The 25,290-nt window shown below is 65.5% G+C and carries 24 protein-coding genes, 2 tRNA genes and 1 other RNA gene; 17 read left to right on the top strand and 10 right to left on the bottom strand.

The window, feature by feature from the left end; genetic code table 11:
• Positions 1-3: 3 nt before the first annotated feature.
• On the top strand, positions 4-903 hold the full coding sequence (locus tag GR702_RS10300; RefSeq protein WP_160985793.1) for a tyrosine recombinase: 900 nt from the start codon (positions 4-6) through the stop codon (positions 901-903).
• Between the two features lie 60 nt (positions 904-963).
• A complete protein-coding gene (locus GR702_RS10295; RefSeq protein ID WP_419880292.1) occupies positions 964-2,466 on the top strand; it encodes a M48 family metalloprotease in 1,503 nt (500 codons plus the stop codon).
• 103 nt (positions 2,467-2,569) lie between these two features.
• Here the strand turns inward: GR702_RS10295 and GR702_RS10290 are convergent, their stop codons facing one another.
• Both GR702_RS10290 and GR702_RS10285 read right to left on the bottom strand, forming a co-directional pair.
• Positions 2,570-2,749, bottom strand: a complete 180-nt coding sequence (locus GR702_RS10290; protein ID WP_160985792.1) for a Flp family type IVb pilin — start codon at positions 2,747-2,749, stop codon at positions 2,570-2,572.
• Between the two features lie 118 nt (positions 2,750-2,867).
• Positions 2,868-3,062: a Flp family type IVb pilin gene (locus GR702_RS10285; protein ID WP_160985872.1), complete on the bottom strand. Its 195-nt coding sequence runs from the start codon at positions 3,060-3,062 to the stop codon at positions 2,868-2,870.
• A gap of 95 nt (positions 3,063-3,157) precedes the next feature.
• Here GR702_RS10285 and GR702_RS10280 point away from each other — a divergent pair, with 95 nt between their 5' ends.
• The 3 genes from GR702_RS10280 to GR702_RS10270 all read left to right on the top strand — a co-directional run bounded on the left by GR702_RS10280 (position 3,158) and on the right by GR702_RS10270 (position 3,857).
• Entirely contained in the window at positions 3,158-3,613 is a 456-nt protein-coding gene (locus GR702_RS10280; protein ID WP_160985871.1) for a (deoxy)nucleoside triphosphate pyrophosphohydrolase, read from the top strand.
• 44 nt (positions 3,614-3,657) lie between these two features.
• A tRNA-Arg gene (locus GR702_RS10275) sits at positions 3,658-3,734 on the top strand.
• 46 nt (positions 3,735-3,780) lie between these two features.
• Positions 3,781-3,857: transfer RNA gene (locus tag GR702_RS10270), tRNA-Arg, on the top strand.
• 248 nt (positions 3,858-4,105) lie between these two features.
• Here the strand turns inward: GR702_RS10270 and GR702_RS10265 are convergent.
• Positions 4,106-4,717, bottom strand: coding sequence for a hypothetical protein (locus tag GR702_RS10265; protein ID WP_160985791.1), 612 nt, complete (start codon positions 4,715-4,717; stop codon positions 4,106-4,108).
• Positions 4,718-5,158: 441 nt separating this feature from the next.
• On the opposite strand from GR702_RS10265, the gene GR702_RS10260 reads away from it, so the two are divergent.
• From GR702_RS10260 to GR702_RS10250, 3 genes are all read left to right on the top strand, one after another.
• Positions 5,159-6,739 carry a phospholipase D-like domain-containing protein gene (locus tag GR702_RS10260; RefSeq protein WP_160985790.1) on the top strand — a complete coding sequence of 527 codons (1,581 nt, stop codon included), beginning with the start codon at positions 5,159-5,161 and terminating at the stop codon, positions 6,737-6,739.
• Entirely contained in the window at positions 6,717-7,325 is a 609-nt protein-coding gene (gene folE / locus GR702_RS10255) for a GTP cyclohydrolase I FolE (RefSeq protein ID WP_160985789.1), read from the top strand. Before GR702_RS10260 ends, folE begins: the two co-directional genes overlap by 23 nt.
• 100 nt (positions 7,326-7,425) lie before the next feature.
• Positions 7,426-8,856 carry a hypothetical protein gene (locus GR702_RS10250; protein WP_160985788.1) on the top strand — a complete coding sequence of 477 codons (1,431 nt, stop codon included), beginning with the start codon at positions 7,426-7,428 and terminating at the stop codon, positions 8,854-8,856.
• A gap of 3 nt (positions 8,857-8,859) precedes the next feature.
• Here the strand turns inward: GR702_RS10250 and GR702_RS10245 are convergent, their stop codons facing one another.
• Together GR702_RS10245 and GR702_RS10240 are read right to left on the bottom strand one after the other, a co-directional pair.
• On the bottom strand, positions 8,860-9,540 hold the full coding sequence (locus GR702_RS10245; protein WP_160985787.1) for an SDR family NAD(P)-dependent oxidoreductase: 681 nt from the start codon (positions 9,538-9,540) through the stop codon (positions 8,860-8,862).
• A gap of 160 nt (positions 9,541-9,700) precedes the next feature.
• A complete protein-coding gene (locus GR702_RS10240) occupies positions 9,701-10,180 on the bottom strand; it encodes a peroxiredoxin (RefSeq protein WP_160985786.1) in 480 nt (159 codons plus the stop codon).
• 151 nt (positions 10,181-10,331) lie between these two features.
• Here GR702_RS10240 and ahcY point away from each other — a divergent pair, with 151 nt between their 5' ends.
• From ahcY to GR702_RS10210, 6 genes are all read left to right on the top strand, one after another.
• Positions 10,332-11,807 carry an adenosylhomocysteinase gene (ahcY, locus tag GR702_RS10235; protein WP_202408187.1) on the top strand — a complete coding sequence of 492 codons (1,476 nt, stop codon included), beginning with the start codon at positions 10,332-10,334 and terminating at the stop codon, positions 11,805-11,807.
• Between the two features lie 226 nt (positions 11,808-12,033).
• An RNA gene (ffs, locus tag GR702_RS10230) (signal recognition particle sRNA small type) lies at positions 12,034-12,128 on the top strand.
• Between the two features lie 130 nt (positions 12,129-12,258).
• Positions 12,259-14,163, top strand: coding sequence for a DNA polymerase III subunit gamma/tau (locus GR702_RS10225; RefSeq protein WP_202408186.1), 1,905 nt, complete (start codon positions 12,259-12,261; stop codon positions 14,161-14,163).
• 1 nt (position 14,164) lies between these two features.
• Positions 14,165-14,500 carry a YbaB/EbfC family nucleoid-associated protein gene (locus GR702_RS10220; protein WP_160985784.1) on the top strand — a complete coding sequence of 112 codons (336 nt, stop codon included), beginning with the start codon at positions 14,165-14,167 and terminating at the stop codon, positions 14,498-14,500.
• A gap of 296 nt (positions 14,501-14,796) precedes the next feature.
• Positions 14,797-17,232: an endopeptidase La gene (gene lon / locus GR702_RS10215; protein WP_160985783.1), complete on the top strand. Its 2,436-nt coding sequence runs from the start codon at positions 14,797-14,799 to the stop codon at positions 17,230-17,232.
• A gap of 145 nt (positions 17,233-17,377) precedes the next feature.
• Positions 17,378-18,403: an aspartate-semialdehyde dehydrogenase gene (locus GR702_RS10210; RefSeq protein WP_160985782.1), complete on the top strand. Its 1,026-nt coding sequence runs from the start codon at positions 17,378-17,380 to the stop codon at positions 18,401-18,403.
• Between the two features lie 27 nt (positions 18,404-18,430).
• Here the strand turns inward: GR702_RS10210 and GR702_RS10205 are convergent, their stop codons facing one another.
• A complete protein-coding gene (locus GR702_RS10205) occupies positions 18,431-18,655 on the bottom strand; it encodes a hypothetical protein (RefSeq protein WP_160985781.1) in 225 nt (74 codons plus the stop codon).
• Between the two features lie 106 nt (positions 18,656-18,761).
• Here GR702_RS10205 and GR702_RS10200 point away from each other — a divergent pair, with 106 nt between their 5' ends.
• The 3 genes from GR702_RS10200 (at position 18,762) to GR702_RS10190 (ending at position 21,949) form a co-directional block, all read left to right on the top strand.
• Positions 18,762-19,205 (top strand): GFA family protein, encoded by a 444-nt coding sequence (locus GR702_RS10200; RefSeq protein ID WP_160985780.1) that lies wholly within the window; start codon positions 18,762-18,764, stop codon positions 19,203-19,205.
• Between the two features lie 38 nt (positions 19,206-19,243).
• Positions 19,244-19,990 (top strand): alpha/beta fold hydrolase, encoded by a 747-nt coding sequence (locus GR702_RS10195; protein ID WP_419880291.1) that lies wholly within the window; start codon positions 19,244-19,246, stop codon positions 19,988-19,990.
• A 126-nt stretch (positions 19,991-20,116) separates the two neighbouring features.
• Positions 20,117-21,949 (top strand): M2 family metallopeptidase, encoded by a 1,833-nt coding sequence (locus GR702_RS10190; protein ID WP_160985778.1) that lies wholly within the window; start codon positions 20,117-20,119, stop codon positions 21,947-21,949.
• A gap of 34 nt (positions 21,950-21,983) precedes the next feature.
• Here GR702_RS10190 and GR702_RS10185 read toward each other — a convergent pair whose 3' ends face one another.
• From GR702_RS10185 to rpsR, 4 genes are all read right to left on the bottom strand, one after another.
• Positions 21,984-22,763 carry a sulfotransferase family 2 domain-containing protein gene (locus tag GR702_RS10185; RefSeq protein ID WP_237449653.1) on the bottom strand — a complete coding sequence of 260 codons (780 nt, stop codon included), beginning with the start codon at positions 22,761-22,763 and terminating at the stop codon, positions 21,984-21,986.
• A gap of 106 nt (positions 22,764-22,869) precedes the next feature.
• A complete protein-coding gene (locus tag GR702_RS10180; RefSeq protein ID WP_160985777.1) occupies positions 22,870-24,300 on the bottom strand; it encodes an AMP nucleosidase in 1,431 nt (476 codons plus the stop codon).
• A gap of 152 nt (positions 24,301-24,452) precedes the next feature.
• Positions 24,453-25,049 carry a 50S ribosomal protein L9 gene (rplI, locus tag GR702_RS10175; RefSeq protein ID WP_160985776.1) on the bottom strand — a complete coding sequence of 199 codons (597 nt, stop codon included), beginning with the start codon at positions 25,047-25,049 and terminating at the stop codon, positions 24,453-24,455.
• Between the two features lie 15 nt (positions 25,050-25,064).
• Positions 25,065-25,289, bottom strand: a complete 225-nt coding sequence (gene rpsR, locus GR702_RS10170; protein ID WP_039284546.1) for a 30S ribosomal protein S18 — start codon at positions 25,287-25,289, stop codon at positions 25,065-25,067.
• Between the last annotated feature and the right edge of the window lies 1 nt (position 25,290).

Genomic DNA, 25,290 nt, shown 5'->3' with positions numbered 1-25,290 from the left:
CGCATGAAGGAAGCGGAACTTCCGGAACGCTTCTTGTCGATGCTCGCGGCGGAGCGCGGGGCGGCGGCGAACACGCTGGCCGCCTACCGGCGCGATCTCGAGGCGGCGCGCGAAGTTCTGGGCGATGTGGCAGGCGCGGATGCGCAGGCGCTGGAGGGGCTCGGCACGGCGTGGAGCGGGCTTGCCGCCTCCAGCCTTGCGCGGCGCTGTTCCGCGCTGCGGCAGTTCTATGGCTTCCTCGTCGACGAAGGTCTTCGGCTCGATGATCCCTCTGGCGCTCTTCCGCAGGCGCGTCCCCGCAGGCCGTTGCCGCGCCTGCTGACGAGGGAGCAGGTGGACCGCTTCCTTGCGCGGGCCGAGGAGGAAGCTATCGGAGATCGTCCCGATGCGGTTCGCCTGCTTGCGCTGCTCGAACTGCTGTACGGATCGGGGCTGCGGGCAACCGAACTGGTGTCGCTACCTCTGGCGGCGGTCCCGCGGGATGCGCCTTTTCTGCATGTGACCGGGAAGGGCGGGCAACAGCGCATGGTGCCGGTCAGCACCCGCTCGCGCCTGGCGCTTACCCGTTGGCTCGCCGTGCGCAGGGGAGGCGGATCGCGCTTCCTGTTTCCTTCCAGCGGTGCCAGCGGACACCTGACGCGGGTGCGGCTGTTCCAGCTGCTCAGGGCGCTGGCGGTCCGGGCGGACCTCGATCCCACCAAGGTGTCTCCGCATGTGCTGCGCCACGCCTTTGCCACTCACTTGCTGGAAGGAGGCGTGGACCTGCGCGTGCTGCAGATGCTGCTCGGCCATGCCGACATCGGGACGACGCAGATCTACACTCATGTCGACAGCGCCCGCCTCGTCGCTCTGGTCAACGCGCGCCATCCGCTTGGCGGTGCTGCAGGGGCCGATGCCTCATGAGGAACAAGGGCTTGAGCACCTCGTTTGACGTCGCAGAGCAAGGCTGAAGAAGGGATGGAGATGGCTATGACGAAGAAACAGGCCATGCGCGCCGCCAGCGCGATCGGGGCGATCGGCATCCTGGCCGCGGCGCCCGGCCTCCTGCATGCGCCCGCGGTGGAGGCGCAAAGTTCCAAGGCGCCGCGGGTCTATGCGATCACGGCAAGCGACAAGACCGAAGGCGCCAAGGCGCATCCCGAACTGCTGGCCGAGTTCGGCGGCGCGATCACGGGTACGCAGGCCAGCTACGTCGAGCAGGTGGGCAAGAAGATCGCGGTGCAGTCCGGTCTTTCCAATGCGACCGGTGACTTCACGGTCACGCTCCTCAATTCTCCCGTGAACAACGCTTTCGCCATTCCGGGTGGCTACGTCTACGTCACGCGGCAGCTGACCGCGCTGATGAACAACGAGGCGGAGCTTGCCGGCGTCCTCGGGCACGAGGTCGGGCATGTCGCAGCGCGGCACTCGGCGCAGCGCCAGAAGGCGGCACAGCGAAACCAGATCATCGGCGTGCTGGGCTCTATCCTTTCCGGCGCGGTGCTGGGCGACAATGCTTTCGGGCGGCTTGGGCAGAACCTCTTCTCGCAGGGCTCGCAGCTGCTGACGCTCAAGTTCTCGCGCTCGCAGGAACTGCAGGCGGACCAGCTGGGCATCACTTACCTCAAGCGCGCCGGCTATGACCCACGGGCCATGGCGACGGTGCTGGAAAGCCTCGCGCGGCAGAATGCGCTTGAGGCGCAGCTGCGCGGCAGCGCCAACCAGACGCCGGAATGGGCCTCGACTCACCCCGACCCTGCCTCCCGTGTTCGAACGGCGATGACGTATGCGGGTAGCACGGCGGCGGGCATCACCAACCGCGACGCCTTCCTCACGCGAATCGACGGGCTCGTCTATGGTGACGATCCCAAGCAGGGCGTGGTGGACGGCCGCCGCTTCACCCATCCGGTCCTACGCTTCGCATTCGATGCGCCCGATGGCTTCTTCATGGTCAACGGAACGAGCGCCGTCTCGATCAGCGGCTCTTCCGGCAAGGCGCAATTCTCGGGCGGCAAGCTGGGCGGCAGCCTCGATTCGTACATCACCACCGTGTTCGGCACGCTGAGCGGTTCGGGCCAGACGCGAATCGCGCCTTCGTCGATCGAGAGGACGAGCGTGAACGGCATTCCGGCCGCCTACGGCGTCGCGCGGGTGCAGAATTCGAGCGGCCCGGTCGATGTCGTGGTCTTCGCCTACGATTTCGGGAACGGACAGGCCTATCACTTCATGGCGCTGGCGCAGGCGGGCGGGGCGGAGGTGTTCACGCCCATGTTCCGCTCGCTGCGCAAGATATCGGCTGCCGATGCGGGCTCGGTGAAGCCCAGGGTACTCGATGTGGTGACTGTAAAGAGCGGCGACACGTTGCAGTCGCTCTCCGCCCGGATGGCCTATAGCGATGCCAAGCTTCAGCGCTTTCTTGTGCTCAACGGATTGCAGTCGAACTCCACGCTAACGCCGGGGCAGAAGCTGAAGATCGTGACTTACTGAGCTTTGCCGCGGGCCTCGTTTTCCTGAAGCGAGGCGCGGAATCGAGAAGGGCGGCAGGTTTCCCTGCCGCCCTTTCCGAAAACTGAAGTATCGAGGGCCGCTATTAAGCGGTACCGACGCCCTGCGACATCTTCGAAGAAGTCTTGTTGAAGGTCGACATCAGCTGCGAGCCCATGCCCTGCATCGCGGCGATCGCGGCAACGGCGATGAGAGCGGCAATCAGGCCGTATTCGATTGCAGTTGCGCCCTTTTCGTTGCGGCGCAGCTTGGCGAGAAACTTCATGAATTGTCTCCGTGTGTAAGCAGTCTTGTGTACCCGGTCCTCATCGCTTCAGTTTCTCTTCTGCGCCTTGGACACGTTGTTCTCTACACTGCAATCGTTGATAAAGGCTTAAGGCTGTTTAGTTTTGATTTCCAAGGGCGGCTTTCGAAGACTTCGACGCGACGTTCGACCACATGGTCACCGTCTCTCCCGCGAGCGCCTGTAACGCGAGGTGCATCACAAGGACGACGAACGCGAGAATCAGGCCGTACTCGATCGACGACGTGCCGCCTTCGCTTCGGGTGATTTTCGAAAGGAAGCGCAGCAGCCGCATTTTCACCGTATGGTTCTCAAGTCTGCGCCGGATCGCACCGGAGCGTTAATTTGCATTTAAGCCGGGAGGGGGAGTTGGAAGAAATCCCGACAGCAATGCTGGTGGTTGCCGTGGCGCTGGTGCGATCCACGGGCGAAGTCCTTATGCAGCAGCGCGGTTTCACCGCCGTACATGGCGGCCTATGGGAATTTCCCGGCGGGAAGGTCGAGCCTGGGGAGACCCCGGAGGCGGCCGCCGTGCGCGAACTCGCCGAAGAGCTGGGCCTGGCCGTCGCTGCCGACGATCTGGAGGCGGTAGGGTTCGCCAGCGGCCGCACCGCCACTCCCGAACATGGAGGGAAGGGGCCTTCGAGGCCTCTTGTCATCCTCCTTTATGCGTGCAGGCGGTGGTCTGGCAGTCCGGAGGCGCTGGAGGCAGCCGGGATCGCGTGGGTTCCTCCCTGTCAGCTGGCGACGCTGGACATGCCGCCGCTGGACTACCCGCTGGCGGAGGCGCTGTGTCGAAGGCTTTCGCAGGGAAATGAAAAATTCGTGACGACGAAAGCGATATAGGCGTTGACCGGAGTCGATTCCCTTTCTAAAGGCGCCACTCCAACGCGCCCGTAGCTCAGCTGGATAGAGCATCAGACTACGAATCTGAGGGTCGGACGTTCGAATCGTTCCGGGCGCACCATTCTCCCCCACCGGGAAAATGGTGTCAGTTGGTACATTGATGGTATGCGCCCGTAGCTCAGCTGGATAGAGCATCAGACTACGAATCTGAGGGTCGGACGTTCGAATCGTTCCGGGCGCACCATCACTGCTCGAGCAAGCCCCGCCACTGGCGGGGTTTTTTCGTTTTCGGCCTTTCTTCCTTTTCCATGAGCTTGGCCGCGCCTGAAGCGTCTTGCGCAGGCGTACGATCGCTTCTCCGCAATGCAGGGCCGATCCCTTCGAGGAGGGCCACTCCGCGCCCCCACCGCGCATGAAAGAAGGCCGGAAAGCGTTCCCGCTTCCCGGCCCTCAATCGTCAGCCTTCCTGAAGGAAGAGCGGTGAGGCTTGGCTTACTGCTCGGTGCCTTCGGTCGCCGCGGCGGCCGAACCGGCAGCGGCACCGGCATCTGCGCTGGCCTGCGCCGATCCGGCAGCCTGGGCGGCCTTGGTGAAGTCAGCCGCAGTCATGCCCAGCGCAAGCGAACCGTCGGTACCAAGGCCCAGGTTCGACTTCTGAAGGGCAACGGCCGAACCGTTGCTGAGAGCGACGGTGACATTTTCGCCTTCGACCTTGCTTATGGTGCCAAGCACGACGCCGTCGCTGCTCTTGACCGGAGCGTCGGCGACGAGCGCCGCGTCCTTGGCGGCATCGTTCTGAGCCGAGGCGCCGTTAACGGCCGCCTCGAGCTGGGCCTTGTTCATGCCGATCGTCAGGCCCTTTTCACGGGTTACGAAGGCGGTCACCGGAAGGCCGGCGCGCGCGGTGCCGGTGGACACGGTGACGACGTTGCCCTGAATTGCTTCGACCGTACCGACTTCGCCGCCCTCGGCGTCGAAGACCTTGGCGCCCACCGTCGGAGTGGCAGCGGCGGCTGCCGCCGGTGCAGCCGCTTCCTGCGCCATGGCGGCGGCCGGGACGATGCTTGCGGCAGCGATGGCTGCGGCGATGAGGGATTTCTTCATGGCGTACTCCTTCTTGGCGGGGCCGTGGGAGGGCGACCCCGTTACGAGCCCCCTGCTGGGGCGCTATGACTGGCCCGGACCGATTCCACTGCACACCGGGCCACTACCCCGTCCGACAGAGCCGGGTCCGCCTCGCGAGCAGCTTCGCGGATCGGCGGGCGGGGTGACGAACGGATATAAGGATCGAATGCGCCGTCCGCTGAACGGTTTCGAAAACAAGGGGCAAATCGCCCCTCCTGCACGATGAACGGCCCTGTGCCTGTGAATAACTGACGGTATTCCGCCGTTTCACAATCAGAGGAATGCGGTTTTCCGGGAGAATCAGGTTGCTCGATCAAGGCGCTGCGCCGTTCAGGGAGCAGGTTTGCGCTCGCCTGGATCGGGAACAACCCCAAGGGTGAAAGCTCGATCGCGCGTGGTGGAAGTTCAGCAAGGCTATCGATGAACCGGGAATGCAAGGGGGCGCCGACCGCACAGGCGCAAGGGTGGGACGACAGCGTCTCGCCCTCGGTCTGGCGGTATGTTCATGCACGGCGCGCGCGCGTGATCATCGACGCTGCCGACTACTTCGAGGCCATTCGCGAGGCAATGGGCGAAGCGCGGCAACGCATTTCGCTGATCGGGTGGGACTTCGATTCACGAATCCTGCTGTCGTCCGGACGGCGCTGGTGGCAGCGCGGACGCCGCCGCAAGTTCCCGGCGCGCCTGGGTTCATACATGCTGTGGCTGGTGAAACGTAATCCTCGGCTGGAGATCCGGCTGCTCAAGTGGAATTTCGCGGTCTTCAAGTACATGCTGCGCGGAACGATGCTGTTCGATCTGGCGCGCTGGGCAAAGCACCCGCGCATCGACTTCAAGTTCGACGCGGCGCATCCGGTCGGCTGCAGCCACCACCAGAAGATCGTCGTGATCGACGATGTGCTGGCGGCGTGCGGCGGCATCGACATGACCTCGGACCGGTGGGACACGCCGGACCACCTTCCGGACGACACACGCAGGCGCAGGCCAAGCGGCCGGCTTTACGGCCCATGGCACGACATCACCATGCTGATGGAGGGCGAGGTGGCAGGCGCGCTTGGGGAACTGGGCCGCGAACGGTGGAAGGCGGCAGGGGGCGAGGAACTGCAGCCGTGCCTGCCGCAGGAAGACTCGCCCTGGCCCGAGGGACTGGAGCCCCAGTTCGAGAACGTCGAGATCGGCATTGCGCGCACCCGCGCCGAATATGGGGGCTGCCCCCAGGTCAGCGAGATCGAGAAGCTGTTCATCGAGCAGATCCGCAGGGCACGGCGCTTCATCTATGCCGAAACGCAGTACTTCGCCTCACGCGCGATCGCGGAGGCCATATGCGAGCGACTAGCGGAGGACAATCCGCCCGAATTCCTCATCATGAACCCCCGCACGGCAGACGGATGGCTGGAGCAGAAGGCCATGGATACCGCGCGAGTGGAGCTTGTCGAGGTGCTTGAGGAGGCGGACCGGCACGGCCGCTTCCGCATCTTCAATCCCATGGCGGCGGACGGTACGCCGATCTACGTCCACGCCAAGCTCATGATCGTCGACGACGAATTGCTGCGCGTCGGTTCGGCCAACATGAACAATCGCTCCATGGGGCTCGACAGCGAGTGCGATGTCTTCATCGACATGGCCCGCCCGGCCAATGCGCACGTGGGGCCGCAGATCACGGCGCTGCGCCTGCGCCTCCTGGCCGAGCACTGCGGCATTTCCGAGGAGGAGGTGGTGGCAGGTATCGAGCGCCATGGCTCGATGGCGGCGATGATCGATGCGCTGAACCGCGAAGGCCCGCGCGTCGGGAAATATTGTGAGCCCTTGCCCTTGAAAGACCTGTCGGAAGCTGAAAGAGCAATCGGCCAGAGCGGAGTGCTCGATCCCGAACGCCCGGGCGAAATGTTCGAGCCGGTGGAGCACCGTGGGTTGTTCCGGCGCAGGGGGCGGTTGATGCGTATGCGCCTGATAAAAAAGTTGAGAAGGAGCAAGAGGGATGAGCAGTCTAGTCGGTCCTGATGAGGACAACCCTCTTGGAAAGCCCGATGTCCCCGAACACGTTCAGGACGCCATCCGCACGCTGATCGCCTGGGCCGGCGACGATCCGCAGCGCGAAGGCCTGATCGACACGCCCAAGCGCGTCGCCCGCGCGTGGCTGGAATACTGCCAGGGCTATAACGAGGATCCCGCGGTCCACATGTCGCGCGTCTTCGAGGAAGTGGGCGGCTACGACGAGGTCGTGCTGCTCAAGGACATTCCGTTCCAGTCCCATTGCGAACACCATATGGCGCCCATCATCGGGAAGGCCGCCATCGCATACCTGCCGCGCAACCATGTCGTGGGCATATCAAAGCTTGCCCGGGTGCTGCACGGCTATGCCCGCAGGCTGCAGATCCAGGAGCGCCTGACCGCCGAAGTCGCACAGTGCATCTGGGACCACCTCAAGCCGCAGGGCGTGGCCGTGGTGATCGAGGCGAGCCATGCCTGCATGACCGCGCGCGGCGTTCGTACGCCGGGCGTCGGCATGATCACCAGCCGCATGATGGGGACCTTTCTCGAGGACGAGCGCTCGCGCAAGGAAGTGCTCAGCCTGATGGGTTACTGAGACGGTCTTTCCGTCACGGGGAGTTTCGAGAGAATAAAGACGCTTGAACCCGGCGGCGCCTGCGGCAAGAGACGCGGTAAATTCCGGGGCAGTCGGGCGGATGATCAAGCACAGTCACAACGAAGCAGGCGGCAGGGCGCGCGGGCGGAACATGCTGGCCGCGCTGGTTCCGGCGGGCCTGCTGCTCGTGCTGCTTGGCCGCAGCGTGTGGGACGTGGACATCTTCTGGCAGTTGAAGCTGGGCGAGATGATCCTCGATCGCGGTGGTCCGGTGCTGCGCGAGCCCTTCGCCGCGCTGCACATCGGAGAGCCGATGCCGGCCGTTGCATGGGCCGGGCAGGCGACCATGGCACTGGCGCGCCGCCTTGGCGGATGGGACCTGCTGCGCGTGGCCGATGCGCTGTGCTGGCTCGGCGGCTTCTGGGCTGTGGGCTGGGCGTGCTCCCGGCGCGGCGCCCCAATCACCGCGGTGGCGCTTGCCCTGATCCTGGCATTCGTCGCGGCATTGCCGACTGCCAGCATCCGCCCGCAAAGCTTTGCCTGCCTCTGCTTCGGACTGTTGCTTGCCCTTCGGCGGCTGGAACGGCGCCCCGCAATCACTATCGCGCTGGGCGCGCCGTTGCTGGTGCTCTGGCAGAACCTTCATCCGTCGGTCAGTGTCGCTGCCATAGCGCTGGGACTGTCGGCGCTTCCCGGCTGGGCGGGCTGGCTGCGGGATCGCAGCCGACCTGTCCCCGTTGCGGAAAGCATACTCGCGTTCGTGGCCCTGGCGGCAATGTTCGCGACGCCGGACGGGTTTTCCATTCTCCACACCTCCGCGCTCAATGCGGAGGCAAGTATCGCCATCGGTGCGAGCGAGTGGCTTCCCCTGTGGATACCGGGCAACCATTTGAACGCGATCCCGGTTCTGGTTGTGGCGCTCGTCGCGGGGCGTCTGATCCTGGCGCACCGCTCCCGCATCGACCCCGGCGAACTCGCGGTTGCGCTGGCGCTGCTCCTGCTGACGATGACCGCCTATCGCTTCGTGCTGTTCTGGGCGGTGGCGATGGTTCCGGTGATCGCGCGCGTCGCAGGCGAGCCGCAGGCCCGGGACAAGTCCCCATGGGCGGCTGGGCGGGTGATACTGCCCATTCTTCTCGTCGCCGTGCTTGTACCGCTCGTCTTGCCGACGCGCTTTGCGGGAACGCTTCCGCTCGACGCCGTCAGCCGACTGCGCGAGGAAGGCGTTCGCGGCACCGTCTATGGCGATTTCCCTTTCGGCGGCGTGATCATCGACACCGGCTATCCCGGCTGGCAGGTCGCCTACGATGGCCGGTACTATCGCTATTCACGAAAGGAATGGCGTTACAACGGAGGGATCGAGAACGGCATCGTCCCGCTTGTCGACGTGGTTCGAAAGTGGGACCCGGCCGCATTCGTGCTCGATGAACGGCACAACGCGCCGCTCGCTTCCGAACTTGCCCGTAGCCCGCACTGGCAGCGTATCTGGTCCCGCGCCGGAGTGGTGGTCTATGTCCCGCGCAGGCGCTGAAGCTCAGCCACCGCGAGTTACCGGAACGAGTGCTCCGGTGATGCCCCGGGCCTCGTTCGACGCGAGGAAGACGATGACATCGGCGATGGCGCCCGGCTGAACCCAGCTTAAGAAGTCCGCGTCCGGCATGTCCGCACGGTTCGTGGGCGTGTCGATGATGCTGGGAAGCACCGCGTTTACGGTCACGCCGGTTCCGGCCAGTTCCTCTGCCAGTGCCTCGGTCATGCGGTGGACGCCCGATTTGGACGCGGCATAGGCCCCCATGCCCATCCCGGCCTTGACCGCGCCGCCTGCTCCGATGCTGACGATTCTGCCCGCTGCGGATTTGCGGAGTTCGGGAAGGGCAAGTCTGGTGATCGTTGCCGCCGTCAGCAGGTTCATCGCGTGCATTCGCGCCCATGTGTCGATGGAGCCGCTCTCCAGCGTCTCCCACGTGAAGCCGCCCGCAACGTTCACCAGAACGTCGATCGAGCCATGCGCGGCGACGATGTCGTCAAGCGCGGCCCGGGTCGCCTCGGGGTCGGTCAGGTCGATGCCGCCGATGTCGAGCGCACCTGCGACGGGCGTTCCGGCTTTGCTCGCGAAATCGATCCGCGCCACTTTGTCGCCGGCCGCGGCGAACGCCTGGGCCACCGCCTGGCCCAGCACGCCAAAACCCCCGGTGACGATTACCGAACGTACCATGCGCTTTTCCCATCGACATTCACGGATGTACGCGCCTGCTAACCCGTGCCGGTACTAGAAGAAAGTCGGGGCGGCGGTTTACCGCAGGGCCGATCAGTCGGCGCGAGGGTAGGGGCGGCGCATCCATCGGATGGCCGCTCCCGGGTTTATGCGGATGCGCTCAGAGCTTGCCGAGGAGGTAATCGGCCGAGCTGACTTCGAACGTGCCCGGCGCCTCGACGTTGAGCTGTTCGACCACGCCGTCGTTCACCACCATCGAATAGCGCTGGCTGCGAAGGCCCATGCCGAAGCCCGAGCCATCCATCACGAGGTCGGCCGCTTTCGCGAACTCTCCGTTGCCGTCCGCCAGCATGGTGACGTCGGCCGCTTCGCTGGACTTTGCCCAGGCGCTCATCACGAAGGCATCGTTGACCGAGGTGCAGGCGATCTCGTCGATGCCCTTGGCCTTCAACTCGGCTGCCTTCTCCACGAAGCCCGGCAGATGCTTGGCGGAGCAGGTGGGGGTGAAGGCGCCGGGCACGGCGAACAGCGCCACCCTCTTGCCCGCGAAGTACTCGGCGGCCTGGACTGGCTCGGGCCCGCCTTCGCCGACCTTGATCAGCTTGACGTCGGGCAGCTTGTCTCCAACGGCGATGGTCATCACTTCGTCCTTTCCTGCACGGGAATCGTGTCGGCCGCGAATATAGGGTCGCGAGCCCGCGCGGCAATGCGGTGCACGGATGGTCGCGCCCAGGGATATAAAGATACCTTTATATTTGCCAGCGCCGGGCCGAAACGGTAGGGACGCACCAATGCCGAAGCCGCAGGACGCGGCGACGGTTCGACACTTCCAGGAGTTATCGCCAGTGGCCACTGCCCCGACGACCGCCCAAGACTATGCCATCGCCGATCTGTCGCTTGCCGACTACGGCCGCACCGAAATCGCCATCGCCGAGACCGAGATGCCGGGCCTCATGGCGCTGCGCGAGGAGTTCGGCGCGTCGCAGCCGCTCAAGGGCGCGCGCATCACCGGCTCGCTGCACATGACCATCCAGACCGCCGTCCTGATCGAGACGCTGGTGGCGCTCGGCGCCGACGTGCGCTGGGCCACCTGCAACATCTTCTCGACCCAGGACCACGCCGCGGCCGCCATCGCCGCCGCCGGTATCCCGGTCTACGCGATCAAGGGTGAATCGCTGGCCGATTACTGGGACTACGTCGGCAAGATCTTCGACTGGTCGACCGAGGAAAACCCGGACCTCACCGCCAACCTGATCCTCGACGACGGCGGCGACGCCACCATGTTCGCGCTCTGGGGCGCACGTGTCGAAGCCGGTGAGCCGCTGTTCGAGCCCACCAATGCTGAGGAAATCGAGTTCGTCCGCGCCCTGAACGCCTTCCTCAAGGCGAAGCCGGGCTACCTGACCGCCTCGGTCGAAGCCATCAAGGGCGTCTCGGAAGAGACCACCACCGGCGTGCACCGCCTCTACCACCTCGCCAAGGACGGCAAGCTGCCGTTCCCTGCGATCAACGTGAACGATTCGGTCACCAAGTCGAAGTTCGACAATCTCTACGGCTGCCGTGAATCGCTGGTCGACGCGATCCGCCGCGCCACCGACGTCATGCTGGCCGGCAAGGTCGCCTGCGTCGCCGGCTTCGGCGATGTCGGCAAGGGCTCGGCCGCATCGCTGCGCCAGGGCGGCGCGCGCGTGATGGTCACCGAGATCGACCCGATCTGTGCACTGCAGGCCGCGATGGAGGGCTACGAAGTCGTCACCATGGAAGAAGCCGTCACCCGCTGCGACATCTTCGTGACGGCGACCGGCAACGAAGCCGTCATCACCGGCGAGCACATGGCCGCGATGAAGGACAAGGCGATCGTCTGCAACATCGGCCACTTCGACTCCGAGATCCAGATCTCGGCGCTCGACAACTACGACTGGAAGGAAGTGAAGCCGGGCACCGACCTGGTCACGTTCCCGGACGGCAAGCAGATCATCGTGCTGGCAAAGGGCCGTCTGGTGAACCTGGGCTGCGCCACCGGCCACCCCAGCTTCGTCATGTCGTCCAGCTTCACCAACCAGACGCTCGCGCAGATCGAACTGTTCGCCAGGAACGACGAGTACGAGAACCGCGTCTACGTGCTGCCCAAGCATCTCGACGAAAAGGTTGCCGCGCTCCATCTCGAGAAGCTGGGCGTCAAGCTGACCAAGCTCTCGAAGAAGCAGGCCGACTATATCGGCGTGCCCGAGGCGGGGCCGTTCAAGCCGGATCACTACCGCTACTGATCCCTCGCGATTGCGAGATAAGACGGGCGCGTCCGAAAGGGCGCGCCCGTTTTTCGTGCCGCGCTGCGCAAGCGGCGTGCGATTCCCTCAAGACTTCAGAGGTTCGCCGGGCTTTTCTGGCAACGGTGAGCGAGAGTGAGTGGGCCGTCCGCCTCCAGGATCGACCGTCAGCGACAGGCGGCGGTTAATCGCTTGCAATCCTGTGGAACCCCCGCCATATGCCCGCCCGGGAGTCGGACGGGCGCTTGCGTCCGCCAACCTGGTCAGGTCCGGAAGGAAGCAGCCACAACGGGTTGCGGCGGGTCGTCCGGCTCCTTCATCATCACATCGCCGGATTTCCGCCTTTGCGGCGGCTTTCGTGCCCCACTGGCGGTGAAGGCTGTGGAACGTGGACGCTGGTTCGACGCTTTCCCCCTGACATCCGGTGCGCCAGCCCCTAGTTTGGCAGGCGATGGACGATTCACGCGACATGTTCGGCGACACGCCTCCCTGGGACGAAGAAGATCCCGACGACGAAGGCCCCGACGCTGCCGGACTGGAAGCGGCAGGGCAGCAGTCAATGTTCGGTGACAGCACGCCCGCGGCCACGCCAAAGGGAGAGCCACAGGTTGGGGCGAGCGCTGCGCCCGCTGCGACTCCCGTGCAGGCCGATCCGGTAACGCAGGCATCGTCCGTAGTCGCTGCCCCTCCGGCGCCCGCCGCAAAGCCTGCCGCCGCAGCGCAGCCTTACCGGGTGCTTGCGCGCAAGTACCGCCCGCAGACCTTTGCCGAGCTGATCGGCCAGGAAGCGATGGTCCAGACGCTGGCGAACGCGATCAAGCGGGACCGTCTGGCCCATGCATTCCTGATGACCGGCGTGCGCGGCGTGGGCAAGACTTCCACGGCGCGGCTCATCGCGAAAGCTCTCAACTGCATCGGTCCGGACGGGCAGGGCGGCCCCACCATCGACCCGTGCGGCCGGTGCGAGCCGTGTCTGGCCATCGCCGAAGGTCGCCATATCGACGTGATCGAGATGGACGCCGCCAGCCACACCGGCGTCGACGACGTGCGCGAGATCATCGAAGCGGTCCGCTACTCGGCGGTCTCCGCCCGCTACAAGATCTACATCATCGACGAAGTCCACATGCTGTCGCGCAATGCTTTCAATGCCTTGCTGAAGACACTTGAGGAACCGCCTGCGCATGTGAAGTTCCTTTTCGCGACGACCGAGGTGGACAAGCTCCCCGTCACGGTGCTGTCGCGCTGTCAGCGTTTCGACCTGCGCCGTATCCCCGCGCCGATGCTTGCCGGCCACTTCGCGCATGTCTGCCGACAGGAAGGCGTCGAGGCCGAGGACGAGGCGCTTGCCATGGTGGCAGCGGCGGCGGAAGGCTCGGTCCGCGACGGCCTTTCCATCCTCGACCAGGCGATCGCCCATGCCGACCTCGACGGCGAGGGCCGGGTCGGGGCCGACAAGGTCCGCGACATGCTGGGCCTTTCCGACAAGACCGTGCAGCGCCGCCTCGTCGCCGCCATTCTTGAAGGCAAGGGTGCGGACCTGCTCGACATCGTCGCGCACCAGTTCGCCCTTGGCGTGGAGCCCATCGCGATGATGCGCGGGTTGATGGACCTCACGCATCGCATCGCCGTGGCGCAGGTCGCCGGCAATGCGGCCGACGCGCATTCGGCCGAGGAACGCGACGCGATAGAGGGCTGGGCCAAGGGACTTCGCGCAGGTCAACTGCACCGGCTCTGGCAACTGCTCCTGAAGGGGCACGACGAGGTTCGCTCCGCGCCCGACCCGCTGGTGGCGGCGGAGATGGCCTTGCTGCGCATCATGCATGCCAGCGACATGCCCGATCCCGGCTCGCTGGTCCGCAAGCTGGAGGAGATCGCCGCCCGTGCGCCCGCCGCGCCGGTCGCGGCTGCAGTGGAGGGCGCCGCCGGCGCTCCGAGCGCTCACGCGGGCCCGGCGCCCGCTGCGAATGTGCCAGACTGGGAGGCGCTGGTCGACGATGTCGAGCATGCAGACCAGATCTCGGCCGCCAACACGATGCGGCTGCAGGTGAGGGTGGTGGAACTTGCGCCCGGCCTTTTGCGCTACAGCCAGCCGCCGGCGTTCAGGGAAGACATTGCCGGTGTCGTCCGGGCGGGCCTGCAGGCCGCGACGGGCGAGCGCTGGCAGGTGGAGCGTGTCGAGGCCGAGGGGCGGCCGACCCTGGTCGAGGTCGCCGACGCGCGCAAGAATGCCGATGCCGAGGCGCTTCGCACCTCGCCCCTGGTGGAGGCGACGCTTGCCGCCTTTCCGGGGGCGGAACTGATTCAGGACGAGCGTCCGGCCGCGATCGGCGGCGGCGGTCGAAATTGGAGACGATGAAATGAAGTCGATGGAAGAGATGATCCAGGCCGCCCAGCAGGCCGCGGAGACCATCCAGAAGCAGATGAACGAAACTCAGGGCAAGCTCGACCAGCTCGAGGTGGAGGGGCTGTCGGGTGGTGGTCTCGTCAAGATTCGCTGCTCCGCCAAGGGCCGCGTGATCGGGGTGGCGATCGACGACAGCCTGATGCAGGCCAGCGAGAAGTCTATCCTCGAGGACCTGATCGCCGCCGCCTACAACGACGCCCGCGTCAAGGCGGACTCCGTCGCCAACGAGGAACTCGCCAAGGCGCAGCAGGGCATGGGCCTGCCGCCGGGCTTCAAGCTGCCGTTCTGAGGCAGGGCGCTCAGGGCCGTTTCCGGCGTCCCCGGGAGCGGCTCTTGCGTGAAATGCGCTGACTCACGCACTTTGACACTGGCGGGAGGTTCCCCGCCGGGCAAGGATGGGTCTGCTCCGGTTGCAACGTTCCACGATTGCCTCCCATCCGGACCCACTTCCTGCTGTCCTGGCGCGCGAAGGTGGGCAATTTCCTGTAGCGGGCAAGCGGGTTTCCACGCCCTTTCGCCTACAAGAGATTGCAAGGGCCGCCAAACCCCCCATATCCTGCGCACTGAGCCCGGGGGCAGCGGTGCATGTGGCCTCTGGTGCGTGATGATTGGACAAGTGCTTTGAACCTGCTTCCGCTTCTGCCTCTGCGTGATATCGTCGTCTTCCCGGGCATGGTCGTGCCCTTGTTCGTGGGCCGTGAGAAGTCCGTGGCCGCGCTCGAAGCCGCGATGGCCGGAGACAAGGACATCTTCCTGCTCGCGCAGCTCGATCCCGGCTGCGACGATCCCGATCGGGACGATCTCTACGATACAGGTGTGATCGCCAGCGTGCTGCAGCTGCTGAAGCTGCCGGACGGAACCGTGCGCGTCCTGGTCGAAGGTCAGGACCGTGCGCGCCTCGAGACGCTTCGCAGCGAGATCACGGACGAAGGCGAGATGCTGGTAGCCGGCGTCGAACTGCTCGACCCGGTGGAAAGCGAAGGCACCGAAGTTGCCGCGATGATGCGCACGGTCGTCGATCAGTTCGGCGAATACGCGAAGCTCAACAAGAAGCTGAGCCAGGACGCGGGCGAACAGCTGGGCGACATCGAGGATGCGGCAAAGCTCGCCGATACCGTCGCAGCGCAGCTTTCCGCCAAGGTGTCGGACAAGCAGGCCGTGCTTTCGGAACCCGATCCGCTCAAGCGGCTCGAAATGGTCTATTCCTTCATGGAGGGCGAACTCGGCGTCCTGCAGGTGGAGCGCAAGATCCGTGGCCGCGTCAAGCGGCAGATGGAGAAGACCCAGCGCGAGTATTACCTCAACGAACAGCTCAAGGCGATCCAGTCCGAGCTGGGCGGCGGCGAGGGCGACGAGGCGAGCGAGCTTCAGGAACTCGCCGATCGCATCGAGAAGACGCGCCTTTCCAAGGAGGCGCGCGAGAAGGCCACCGGCGAGCTCAAGAAGCTCAAGTCGATGCAGCCGATGAGCGCGGAGGCAACCGTCATCCGCAACTACCTCGATGTGCTGCTGGGCCTGCCCTGGGGCAAGAAGAGCAAGCTCAAGCGCGACATCTCCGCGGCGCAAGACATTCTCGATGCCGATCACTACGCGCTCGACAAGGTCAAGGACCGCATCATCGAGTACCTCGCCGTGCAGGCGCGCACCAACAAGCTGAAGGGGCCGATCCTTTGCCTCGTGGGGCCGCCCGGCGTCGGCAAGACCTCGCTGGGCAAGTCCATCGCCAAGGCGACCGGCCGCGAGTTCATCCGGCAGTCGCTCGGCGGCGTGCGCGACGAGGCGGAGATCCGTGGGCATCGCCGTACCTACATCGGCTCGCTTCCGGGGAAGATCGTGACCAACCTGCGCAAGGCGGGCCGGTCCAACCCGCTGTTCCTGCTCGACGAGATCGACAAGCTGGGTCAGGACTTCCGCGGCGATCCGGCTTCGGCCCTGCTCGAAGTGCTTGATCCCGAGCAGAACGCCAAGTTCCAGGATCACTATCTCGAGGTCGACATCGACCTTTCGGACGTGATGTTCGTGTGCACCGCGAACAGTCTGAACCTGCCGCAGCCGCTGCTTGACCGCATGGAGATCATCCGCCTCGAGGGATACACCGAGGACGAGAAGGTCGAGATCGCCGAGCGCCACCTGATCGCCAAGCAGATCGAGGCGCATGGCCTCAAGAAGGGCGAGTTCACGCTGACCGAGGCGGGCCTGCGGGATCTCATCCGCTACTACACCCGCGAGGCCGGCGTGCGCACGCTTGAGCGCGAGATCGCCCGCCTTGCCCGCAAGTCGCTGCGCCAGATCCTGGAAGGCAAGGCGAGCGAGGTGGTCATCAACCCCGAAAACCTCGCGGACTTCGCGGGCATACGCAAGTATCGCCACGGCATGGGCGAGGAAGAGCACCAGGTCGGCGCGGTCACCGGCCTTGCCTGGACGGAAGTGGGCGGCGAACTGCTCACGATCGAGGCGGTGACGGTGCCCGGCAAGGGACAGATCAAGGCAACCGGCAAGCTGGGCGATGTCATGAACGAGTCGATCCAGACCGCGTTCAGCTTCGTGCGGGCCCGCTCGCCTGCCTACGGCATCAAGCCGAGCGTGTTCCACAAGAAGGACATCCACATCCACCTGCCCGAAGGCGCGGTGCCCAAGGATGGCCCCTCGGCCGGCATCGGCATGGTGACCTCGATCGTTTCGACGATGAGCGGCATTCCGGTTCGTAAGGACATCGCCATGACTGGCGAGGTAACCCTGCGCGGGCGGGTGCTGCCGATCGGCGGTCTCAAGGAAAAGCTCCTTGCGGCGCTGCGCGGCGGCATCACCACGGTGCTGATCCCGGAAGACAACCGCAAGGACCTTGCCGAGATTCCGGAGAACGTGAAGCAGGGGCTCGAGATCATCCCGGTGTCCCACGTCGACGAGGTGCTGGCCAAGGCGCTGACCGAGCCGCTTACCGCGATCGAGTGGACCGAGGCTGACGAAATGGCCGCTGCCCCGGCTCCGCACACTCCCTCGGCGGGCGCGACCGCGCACTGAACGCCTGTGGGCATGAACAGGCGGGTGTTCATTCCACAGGCATAAGTCGGCCCGGCGCCAGGCACCGGGCCGTGCTTGCCCTTGCCGGGGTCTGCCTGTAACCCGCCCCTATTCTGCTGCCCCAACTCTGCTTGAAGGAACTGCCATGGGTTACCGCGTTGTCGTCGTAGGGGCGACCGGGAATGTCGGCCGCGAGATGCTCAACATCCTGGCGGAGCGCGAATTCCCGGTGGAGGAAATCGCAGCCGTTGCCTCCTCGCGTTCGGTCGGCACCGAGATCGAGTATGGCGACACCGGGCGCATGCTCAAGGTGAGGAACCTTGAGCATTTCGACTTCACCGGCTGGGACATGGCGCTGTTCGCGGCAGGCTCTGCCGCCACGAAGGTCCATGCGCCGCGTGCCGCTTCGCAGGGCTGCGTGGTGATCGACAACTCCTCGCTCTACCGCATGGACCCGGACGTGCCGCTCGTCGTGCCGGAAGTGAACCCCGAGGCGGTGGACGGCTACACCGTCCGCAACATCATCGCCAATCCCAACTGCTCCACCGCGCAGATGGTCGTCGCGCTCAAGCCCTTGCACGACAAGGCCAGGATCAGGCGCGTGGTCGTCTCGACCTATCAGTCGGTGTCCGGCGCGGGCAAGGACGGCATGGACGAGCTGTTCGAGCAGAGCCGCGGCATCTTCGTGGGCGACAGCGTGGAGCCGCGCAAGTTCACCAAGCAGATCGCCTTCAACGTGATCCCGCACATCGACGTCTTCCTGGATGACGGTTCCACCAAGGAAGAGTGGAAGATGGTCGTCGAGACCAAGAAGATCCTCGATCCCCGCATCAAGGTGCAGGCGACCTGCGTTCGCGTGCCGGTCTTCGTCGGCCACTCCGAATCGCTGAATGTCGAGTTCGAGGAAGAGATCAGCGCCGAGGAAGCGCAGGAAATCCTGCGCGAGGCGCCGGGCGTCATGCTCGTCGACAAGCGCGAGGACGGCGGATACGTGACCCCGGTCGAGGCCGTAGGCGACGGCGCGACTTACGTTAGCCGCGTGCGCGAGGATTCGACGGTCGAGAACGGCCTGGCGATGTGGTGCGTGTCCGACAACCTGCGCAAGGGCGCAGCGCTCAACGCGGTACAGATCGCCGAACTGCTGGGACGCCGTCACCTGAAGAAGGGCTGACAGCTGCGAAAGCCGGACGCTGCCCCTTCACGGCTCTGAAGCGGCGGCCTTCATACTTGCGTAGGTGCTCTCGCGCGCCTCGTCCGGAAGGGACAGGAGATGGCGCGCCGCGTCCCTGTAGGTCAGGAATGACCGGCCCTCGGTGACGAGGGGGACGGTCCGGCCGTTGAAGATGCGGCGAAGCAGGCGCCGCTGCTGGCGCGTCAACGCTTGGGGCTCGCCCGCGTCCGGGCTTGTCGTTTCCAGTTCCATGGTCTCTCTTTGCCGATCCGGGCAGGCCGCGCCAGCCCGGCGCATGCCAATACCGGTGCATCGTGCGCGTCTTTCGTAAGGTATCGTGCACCGTTAGGCTGGCGGGATGAGCGCCACGATGACCGGCGGCTGCCAGTGCGGCCGCATCCGCTACACGGCCGAAGTAGAGCCCGAGAAGGCGTACCTGTGTCACTGCAGGATGTGCCGGCGCGCGACGGGCGGCGTATCGGTCGCCTACTCGAACCTCGCCCGCGCCAAGCTGACCTGGCACTGCGAGCCTGACTGGTACCCGTCATCCCCCATCGCGCGCCGCCCGTTCTGCTCGGCATGCGGCACGCCGCTCGGCTTCGCCTTCGTCGAGGGCGACAACATCGACCTGACCGTGGGCAGCTTCGATGATCCCGCGCCGTTCAGGCCGGATCACAACTACGCCATCGAAAGCATGTTGACCGCCTGGACCGATGTGCGGCACTTGCCCGGCTCGACCACCGGGGAGAACCCGGAAGTCGCGGAACGCTGGAAGGACGCCGGGCTCCAGCCACCCGCATGACGAGCCGGACAGAAGCGAGATTGCCGTTGAGTGAAGTCATGACCGAGTTCGTCGACGGGTTCGGCGGCGCAAGGCTTGCCGTCCACCGCATGGGGGAGGCCACGGGCCGCCCTCTGGTCCTCCTTCACGGACTGTTCTCCAGCGCCGAGGTGAACTGGATCAAGTTCGGCAATGCCGGGATACTGGCCGAGGCCGGTTTTCACGTGATCATGCCCGATCTTCGCGCGCATGGGCAGAGCGAGGGGCCTCACGATCCCGCCGCTTATCCTGGCGACGTGCTGGTGCAGGACCTCGCGGCGGTGATCGCGGCGTGCGAGCTGTCGGACTATGATCTTTGCGGATTTTCCCTCGGCGCGCGCACGGCTGTACGCGGCGTTCTGGCAGGGCTGTCTCCGCGCCGGCTGGTGCTTGGCGGGATGGGACTGACCGGGCTTTCGGGATGGGCCCGGCGCAGCGCGCACTTCGTGGACGCCATCGACCGCTTCGGCACCATCGAGCGCGGCGACAAGGCTTTCGTCGCCCAGGCGTTCATGAAGACTATGAAGATCGACCGGGTCGCCGCGCGGCTGCTGCTCGGATCGGTGGACGACACCTCGCCCGAGGCGATCGCCAACGTGACGATGCCGACCCTGTGCGTCTGCGGCGCGGACGACCATGACAACGGCTCGGCGCGCGACCTTGCCGAGGCGCTTCCGCAGGGAACCTACGCGGAAACGCCGGGCAATCACATGTCATCCGTGACCTTCAAGGACATGGGCCGGGCGATCGCCGCTTTCCTGGCCTGACAGACACCGACTAAGGCTGCCCGGACACTCGGGCGCGCTGCTCCTGCCGGGGAAATCCTCGCGCCGATGTTGATCTGGCGTGCGGGCGCTCTAGTGTCGTGCGATCCAAGTCCAGAGGGGTATTCCATGAAATTCGCTCCCAACGCGCTGGCAGCGCTTGCCGCCGGCCTGTCGTTCGCCGCCGCGCCTGCCGTGGCCCAGCAGGCTCCCGCCTATCCGATGACGGCCGAAGGAGCCGCGCGTTTCGTGGCCGACGTGGAGAAGGATCTCTTCGCCTCCTCGGTGGAGAATGCCCGCATCAACTGGGTCAACTACACCTACATCACCGACGACACCGATGCGCTCGCGGCGAAGTCGAACGGCGAGCTTACCGAGAAGCAGGTCGCCTATGCGGTGGAGGCCGCGAAGTTCGCGAAGTTGGGCGGCCTCGACGCCGACGTGTCGCGCAAGCTGGGGATCCTGCGCCAGGGCATCGTCCTTCCCGCTCCGACGACGCCGGGTGCCGCCGCGCAGCTGAGCGAGCTTTCGACGCGAATGTCGTCGACTTACGGCAAGGGGCGCGGAACGCTGGGCGGCAAGCCCATCAACGGGTCCGACATCGAGGCCGAGATGGGCAATCTCGAGCACACCCCTGCCCAGTTCGCCGAGATGTGGACTTCCTGGCACGACAGCGTCGGCAAGCCGATGAAGGGTGACTACGCCAAGTCGGTCGAGATCGGCAACGAAGGCGCGCGCGAACTCGGCTTCGCGGATGTCGGCGCGATGTGGCGCTCGGGCTACGACATGAGCCCGGAGCAGTTCGCGGCCGAAACGCAGCGCCTGTGGGAAGAGACCAAGCCGCTCTACCTCGCGCTTCACACTTACGTGCGCCGCAAGCTGAACGAGAAGTACGGCGATGCCGTGCAGCCGCGCACCGGCCCGATCCGGGCCGACCTGCTCGGCAACATGTGGGCGCAGGAATGGGGCAACATCTATCCTCTCGTGGCGCCTGCCGGAGCAGGTGATCTCGGCTACGACGTGGGCGACCTGCTGAAAGCGCAGGACAAGACCCCGATCGACATGGTGAAGGCGGGCGAAGGCTTCTATTCCTCGCTCGGCTTCGACCCGCTGCCCGATACCTTCTGGACTCGCTCCATGATAACCAAGCCCGCCGACCGCGAGGTGATCTGCCATGCCTCGGCGTGGGACGTGGACAACAAGGACGACATCCGCATCAAGATGTGCACCAAGGTGGCCGCCGACGATTTCACGACGATCCACCACGAGCTAGGCCACAACTACTACCAGCGGGCCTACAACAAGCAGCCGTTCCTCTACCTGAACGGCGCGAACGACGGCTTCCACGAGGCGATCGGCGACTTCGTGGCGCTTTCGATCACGCCGCAGTACCTCGTCCAGATCAACCTGCTCGACAAGGCGAAGGTCCCCAGCGCCGACAAGGATACCGGCCTGCTGCTGCGCCAGGCGATGGACAAGGTGGCCTTCCTGCCGTTCGGCCTCCTGATCGACCGCTATCGCTGGAACATCTTCGATGGCTCGATCAAGCCCGCGGACTACAACAAGGCATGGACGCGCATGCGGCTGGAGTACCAGGGCATTACGCCGCCCTCGGCCCGGCCGGACGACGGTTTCGACGCGGGCGCCAAGTTCCACGTGCCCGCCAGCACGCCCTATACCCGCTACTTCCTTGCCCGCATCCTGCAGTTCCAGTTCTACCAGGCGGCCTGCAAACAGTCCGGCTGGAAAGGGCCGCTCCACCGCTGCAGCTTCTATGGCAACAAGCAGGTCGGCGCGAAGCTGAACGCCATGCTGGAGATGGGCCAGTCGAAGCCCTGGCCCGAGGCGCTTAAGGTGTTCACCGGCTCTCCGAAGATGAGCGCCAAGCCGATGCTCGACTACTTCGCGCCGCTCCAGAAGTGGCTGGACGAGCAGAACAAGGGCGAGAAGTCCGGCTGGTAAGGCCGGGCCTTGCCGGAACGCCGCGCGGGCGGGATCATGCCCGTGCGGCGCGCCGGCCGCCGCATTGCGCGCTGCCGGCGCGCGACGCTGCAAGGAACGCGCGCTGCCTTAGCGCGATGTCCGCGGCATAGAACTGGGTGACGAACGCCTCCTGGCTCGGATCGAGCCGGGGTATCGGCGCGCCCGCGCCGTGGTTGAGATGGGGGAGGTCCGCCAGGCCGGGCGCGGGAACGAGATCGCCCAGCGCACCCAGCGCCTCGTAAGGTACGAGGGTATCCACCCGGCATGCGCCCGAGCGATCGGTCAGATACCAGCTTTGTGGCCGGAAGATGTGGTCGATCTGGAACAGGCTGCGGGCGCTGGCCAGATGGTCGATCGCATCGTCGACGCACGCGAAGCTGCGGTAGCGGGCATTGAACGGGCGAGCGACGGCGCGATCCGCAGTGCCCCCGCCTCGTGCATAGCGAAAGGCGGAGAGGAAGCGGGAGACGGGGTCGCGGATGATGGCGAAGCTCGGCAACTCCAGTACGTCGGGCGCCACCATGGCGTAGTAGCGAACCGTCTCGTGCTTGATCTGCTGGCCGTAGAGCGCTTCGCTTACCGATGTGCCCGCGTTCTTGGGCACGTGGATGAACAGCACTCCGCAATCCCGGATCGCCGCGATGCGACGGCGGCGGCGCAGGTTGGGCGGGTAGGGCATTCGCCACCGGGCAAGGCGTTCGGGTACGTCGCTCACGAGACGGACGCCGAACGCGGCGGCGACAAGGCGGTTGAGGCCGGACGTGCCGGCGGCGGGCAGGGGCTGCGAAGACATGCCGCCTTGCGTAAGGTTGCAAGATCAGCACGAGATTTCGCAATGTTGCAGCCGGCACCGGGCGGGCGGGCGCGACCGTCACGCCGCCTGGTGCCGGGCGGGAGCCTTAGCGGAAAGGCGGCTCGTTGAAAGCGCGCAGCTTGCGCGAATGCAGCCGGTCCCCCTGTTCGCGCAGGAGATCGCAGGTGATGAGACCTATCTTGAGATGGCTGGCGATGGCCTCCTCATAGAAGCGGTTGGCCTGTCCGGGCAGCTTGAGTTCGCCGTGGAGCGGCTTGTCGGAGACGCAGAGCAGGGTGCCGTAGGGCACGCGGAAGCGATAGCCCTGCGCGCTGATCGTGGCGCTTTCCATGTCGATGCCGATCGCGCGGCTGAGCGAGAAGCGCTTGGCCGAATCGGTGTAGCGCAGCTCCCAATTGCGGTCGTCGGTGGTGACGACGGTGCCGGTGCGCATGCGCTTCTTGAGGTTCGCGCCGCCGCCGCCGCTCACGATCTCGGCGGCCTGGGCCAGCGCCTGTTGGACCTCGGCAATGGCGGGAAGCGGGATCTCGGGCGGAAGGACCGGGTCGAGCACATGGTCGTCGCGCAGGTACGCATGGGCAAGCACGTAGTCGCCGATGCGCTGGCTTTCCCGAAGTCCGCCGCAGTGGCCGATCATCAGCCAGGCTTCCGGGCGCAGGACCGCAAGGTGATCGGTGATGGTCTTCGCGTTCGAAGGCCCGACGCCGATGTTCACCAGCGTTATGCCCGAACGATCCTCGCGCATGAGGTGATAGGCGGGCATCTGGTGCCGGCGCCAGGCCGTGTCCGACAGCCGTGCGCGGGCATTGTCGACCGGCGCATCGAGGTAGAGCCCGCCCGCGCCGGAAAGCGCGACATATCCGTCCGTGCCGATCTGCCGGCCGGCCCAGTCAACAAATTCGTCCACATAGCGGTGATAGTTCGTGAACAGGATGAACTGCTGGCAATGCTCGGGGCTGGCACCGGTGTAGTGGGCAAGCCGCGCCAGGCTGAAGTCGGTGCGAAGCCCGTCGAACAGCGCGAGGGGATGAGGATCGTCCTCGCCGCAAAGGAACGTGCCGTCGGCGATCTCGTCGCCGATCATGGCAAGCTCGGTGCTCGGGAAATGGGTGGCGAGTTCCTGCGGCGTCACCGCGCCGACCGGCACGCCGTCGAGCACGTAGGGGAAGGGGATCTCCTGCGCCGAGGGAGCAACGGCGAATTCCACCTCGTACTCTGCCTCGATCAGCGCCAGCTGCTCTTCGAGATAGTCTGCGAAAAGATGGGGGCGCGTGACGGTGGTGGCATAAGTGCCCGCCATCTCGAGCCTGCCGAACGCGCGCGAGGCCCTAGCCGCACGCTCAGTGCCGCGATAGGTGATGCGCAGTTCGGGATAAGTCCAGACCCGGGCGCTGCGGCGATCCGCAGGCGGGAGAGTGCCATGCTCGACAAAGGCGGTGATGTCGGCCTTGAGAGTGGAGACGGCGGCTTCGTAGACGCGGACCAGTTCCGCGAGAGTTTCTTTCATCATCTGCATGGCGATCTATTACGCATTCCCCGCCGCAGCGCAATAGGGGGGCTTGGAGGCACTGGTGTGACGCTCGGGCAGCCCCTGAACGGAAAAAGGCCCCCGCTCCGGCAGGAGCGAGGGCCTTTTCATGCTTGGCGCAAAGTCGCCGGACGCGAAGCTCAGGCCTGAGCTTCGCCTTCCTCGGCTTCTTCCTCGACCGCGATCTCGCCGGGTTCGGCGTTCGGGTCGTAGGCTTCGGTGAAGCCCGAGACGTCCTGTTCGAACATCGCGGCCATCACGTCCACGCCCTGCGACTGCAGTTCGGCCTCGTCGGACGAACGTGCGACGTTGACCTTGACGTTGACCGAGACTTCGGGGTGCAGGTTGACCTTGACGTCGAAGATGCCGAGCGTCTTGATCGGGCGCTCGAGCACGATCATGTTCTTGGCAACGTTCGCGCCGTCGGCGTTCAGGGCGTCGACGATGTCACGCACCGAAACCGAACCGTAGAGCTGGCCCGAGTTCGACGAAGCGCGGATCAGGACGACCTGCTTGCCTTCGACGTCGCCCGAGTGAGCCTGCGCGGCCGTGCGACGCTCGGCGTTGTCGGCCTCGATCTTGGCGCGGTTGGCCTCGAAGACCTTCTTGTTGCGCTCGTTGGCGCGAAGGGCCTTCTTGTTGGGAAGGAGGTAGTTGCGAGCGTAGCCGTCCTTGACGGAGACGACGTCGCCGATGGCGCCGAGCTTCTCGACGCGCTCGAGGAGGATGATGTCCATGAGGTCTGTCCTCCCTTACTTGACGATGAAGGGCAGGAGGCCGATGTGCCGGGCGCGCTTGATGGCCTGGCTCAGCTCACGCTGCTTCTTGGCGGAAACCGCAGTGATGCGGCTGGGGACGATCTTGCCACGCTCGGACATGAAGCCCTGGAGCAGACGGACGTCCTTGTAGTCGATCTTCGGCGCGTTCTTGCCCGAGAAGGGGCAGGACTTGCGGCGGCGGAAGAATGCACGTGCCATG

The sequence above is a fragment of the Novosphingobium silvae genome (assembly GCF_009856825.1).
In the GTDB taxonomy this organism is placed as follows: Bacteria; Pseudomonadota; Alphaproteobacteria; order Sphingomonadales; family Sphingomonadaceae; genus Novosphingobium; species Novosphingobium silvae.
The sequence above is the reverse complement of the archived record's forward strand: the minus strand, read 5'-3'. Positions and strand labels throughout refer to the sequence as shown.

Excerpts from the sequence above, each read along its gene's own strand:
- GR702_RS10300 (WP_160985793.1), top strand. The coding sequence starts at position 4 with ATGAAGGAAGCGGAACTTCCGGAACGCTTCTTGTCGATGCTCGCGGCG.
- GR702_RS10295 (WP_419880292.1), top strand. The coding sequence starts at position 964 with ATGGCTATGACGAAGAAACAGGCCATGCGCGCCGCCAGCGCGATCGGG.
- GR702_RS10290 (WP_160985792.1), bottom strand. The coding sequence starts at position 2,749 with ATGAAGTTTCTCGCCAAGCTGCGCCGCAACGAAAAGGGCGCAACTGCA.
- GR702_RS10285 (WP_160985872.1), bottom strand. The coding sequence starts at position 3,062 with ATGCGGCTGCTGCGCTTCCTTTCGAAAATCACCCGAAGCGAAGGCGGC.
- GR702_RS10280 (WP_160985871.1), top strand. The coding sequence starts at position 3,158 with ATGCTGGTGGTTGCCGTGGCGCTGGTGCGATCCACGGGCGAAGTCCTT.
- GR702_RS10265 (WP_160985791.1), bottom strand. The coding sequence starts at position 4,717 with ATGAAGAAATCCCTCATCGCCGCAGCCATCGCTGCCGCAAGCATCGTC.
- GR702_RS10260 (WP_160985790.1), top strand. The coding sequence starts at position 5,159 with ATGAACCGGGAATGCAAGGGGGCGCCGACCGCACAGGCGCAAGGGTGG.
- folE (WP_160985789.1), top strand. The coding sequence starts at position 6,717 with ATGAGCAGTCTAGTCGGTCCTGATGAGGACAACCCTCTTGGAAAGCCC.
- GR702_RS10250 (WP_160985788.1), top strand. The coding sequence starts at position 7,426 with ATGATCAAGCACAGTCACAACGAAGCAGGCGGCAGGGCGCGCGGGCGG.
- GR702_RS10245 (WP_160985787.1), bottom strand. The coding sequence starts at position 9,540 with ATGGTACGTTCGGTAATCGTCACCGGGGGTTTTGGCGTGCTGGGCCAG.
- GR702_RS10240 (WP_160985786.1), bottom strand. The coding sequence starts at position 10,180 with ATGACCATCGCCGTTGGAGACAAGCTGCCCGACGTCAAGCTGATCAAG.
- ahcY (WP_202408187.1), top strand. The coding sequence starts at position 10,332 with ATGCCGAAGCCGCAGGACGCGGCGACGGTTCGACACTTCCAGGAGTTA.
- GR702_RS10225 (WP_202408186.1), top strand. The coding sequence starts at position 12,259 with ATGGACGATTCACGCGACATGTTCGGCGACACGCCTCCCTGGGACGAA.
- GR702_RS10220 (WP_160985784.1), top strand. The coding sequence starts at position 14,165 with ATGAAGTCGATGGAAGAGATGATCCAGGCCGCCCAGCAGGCCGCGGAG.
- lon (WP_160985783.1), top strand. The coding sequence starts at position 14,797 with ATGTGGCCTCTGGTGCGTGATGATTGGACAAGTGCTTTGAACCTGCTT.
- GR702_RS10210 (WP_160985782.1), top strand. The coding sequence starts at position 17,378 with ATGGGTTACCGCGTTGTCGTCGTAGGGGCGACCGGGAATGTCGGCCGC.
- GR702_RS10205 (WP_160985781.1), bottom strand. The coding sequence starts at position 18,655 with ATGGAACTGGAAACGACAAGCCCGGACGCGGGCGAGCCCCAAGCGTTG.
- GR702_RS10200 (WP_160985780.1), top strand. The coding sequence starts at position 18,762 with ATGAGCGCCACGATGACCGGCGGCTGCCAGTGCGGCCGCATCCGCTAC.
- GR702_RS10195 (WP_419880291.1), top strand. The coding sequence starts at position 19,244 with ATGACCGAGTTCGTCGACGGGTTCGGCGGCGCAAGGCTTGCCGTCCAC.
- GR702_RS10190 (WP_160985778.1), top strand. The coding sequence starts at position 20,117 with ATGAAATTCGCTCCCAACGCGCTGGCAGCGCTTGCCGCCGGCCTGTCG.
- GR702_RS10185 (WP_237449653.1), bottom strand. The coding sequence starts at position 22,763 with ATGTCTTCGCAGCCCCTGCCCGCCGCCGGCACGTCCGGCCTCAACCGC.
- GR702_RS10180 (WP_160985777.1), bottom strand. The coding sequence starts at position 24,300 with ATGCAGATGATGAAAGAAACTCTCGCGGAACTGGTCCGCGTCTACGAA.
- rplI (WP_160985776.1), bottom strand. The coding sequence starts at position 25,049 with ATGGACATCATCCTCCTCGAGCGCGTCGAGAAGCTCGGCGCCATCGGC.
- rpsR (WP_039284546.1), bottom strand. The coding sequence starts at position 25,289 with ATGGCACGTGCATTCTTCCGCCGCCGCAAGTCCTGCCCCTTCTCGGGC.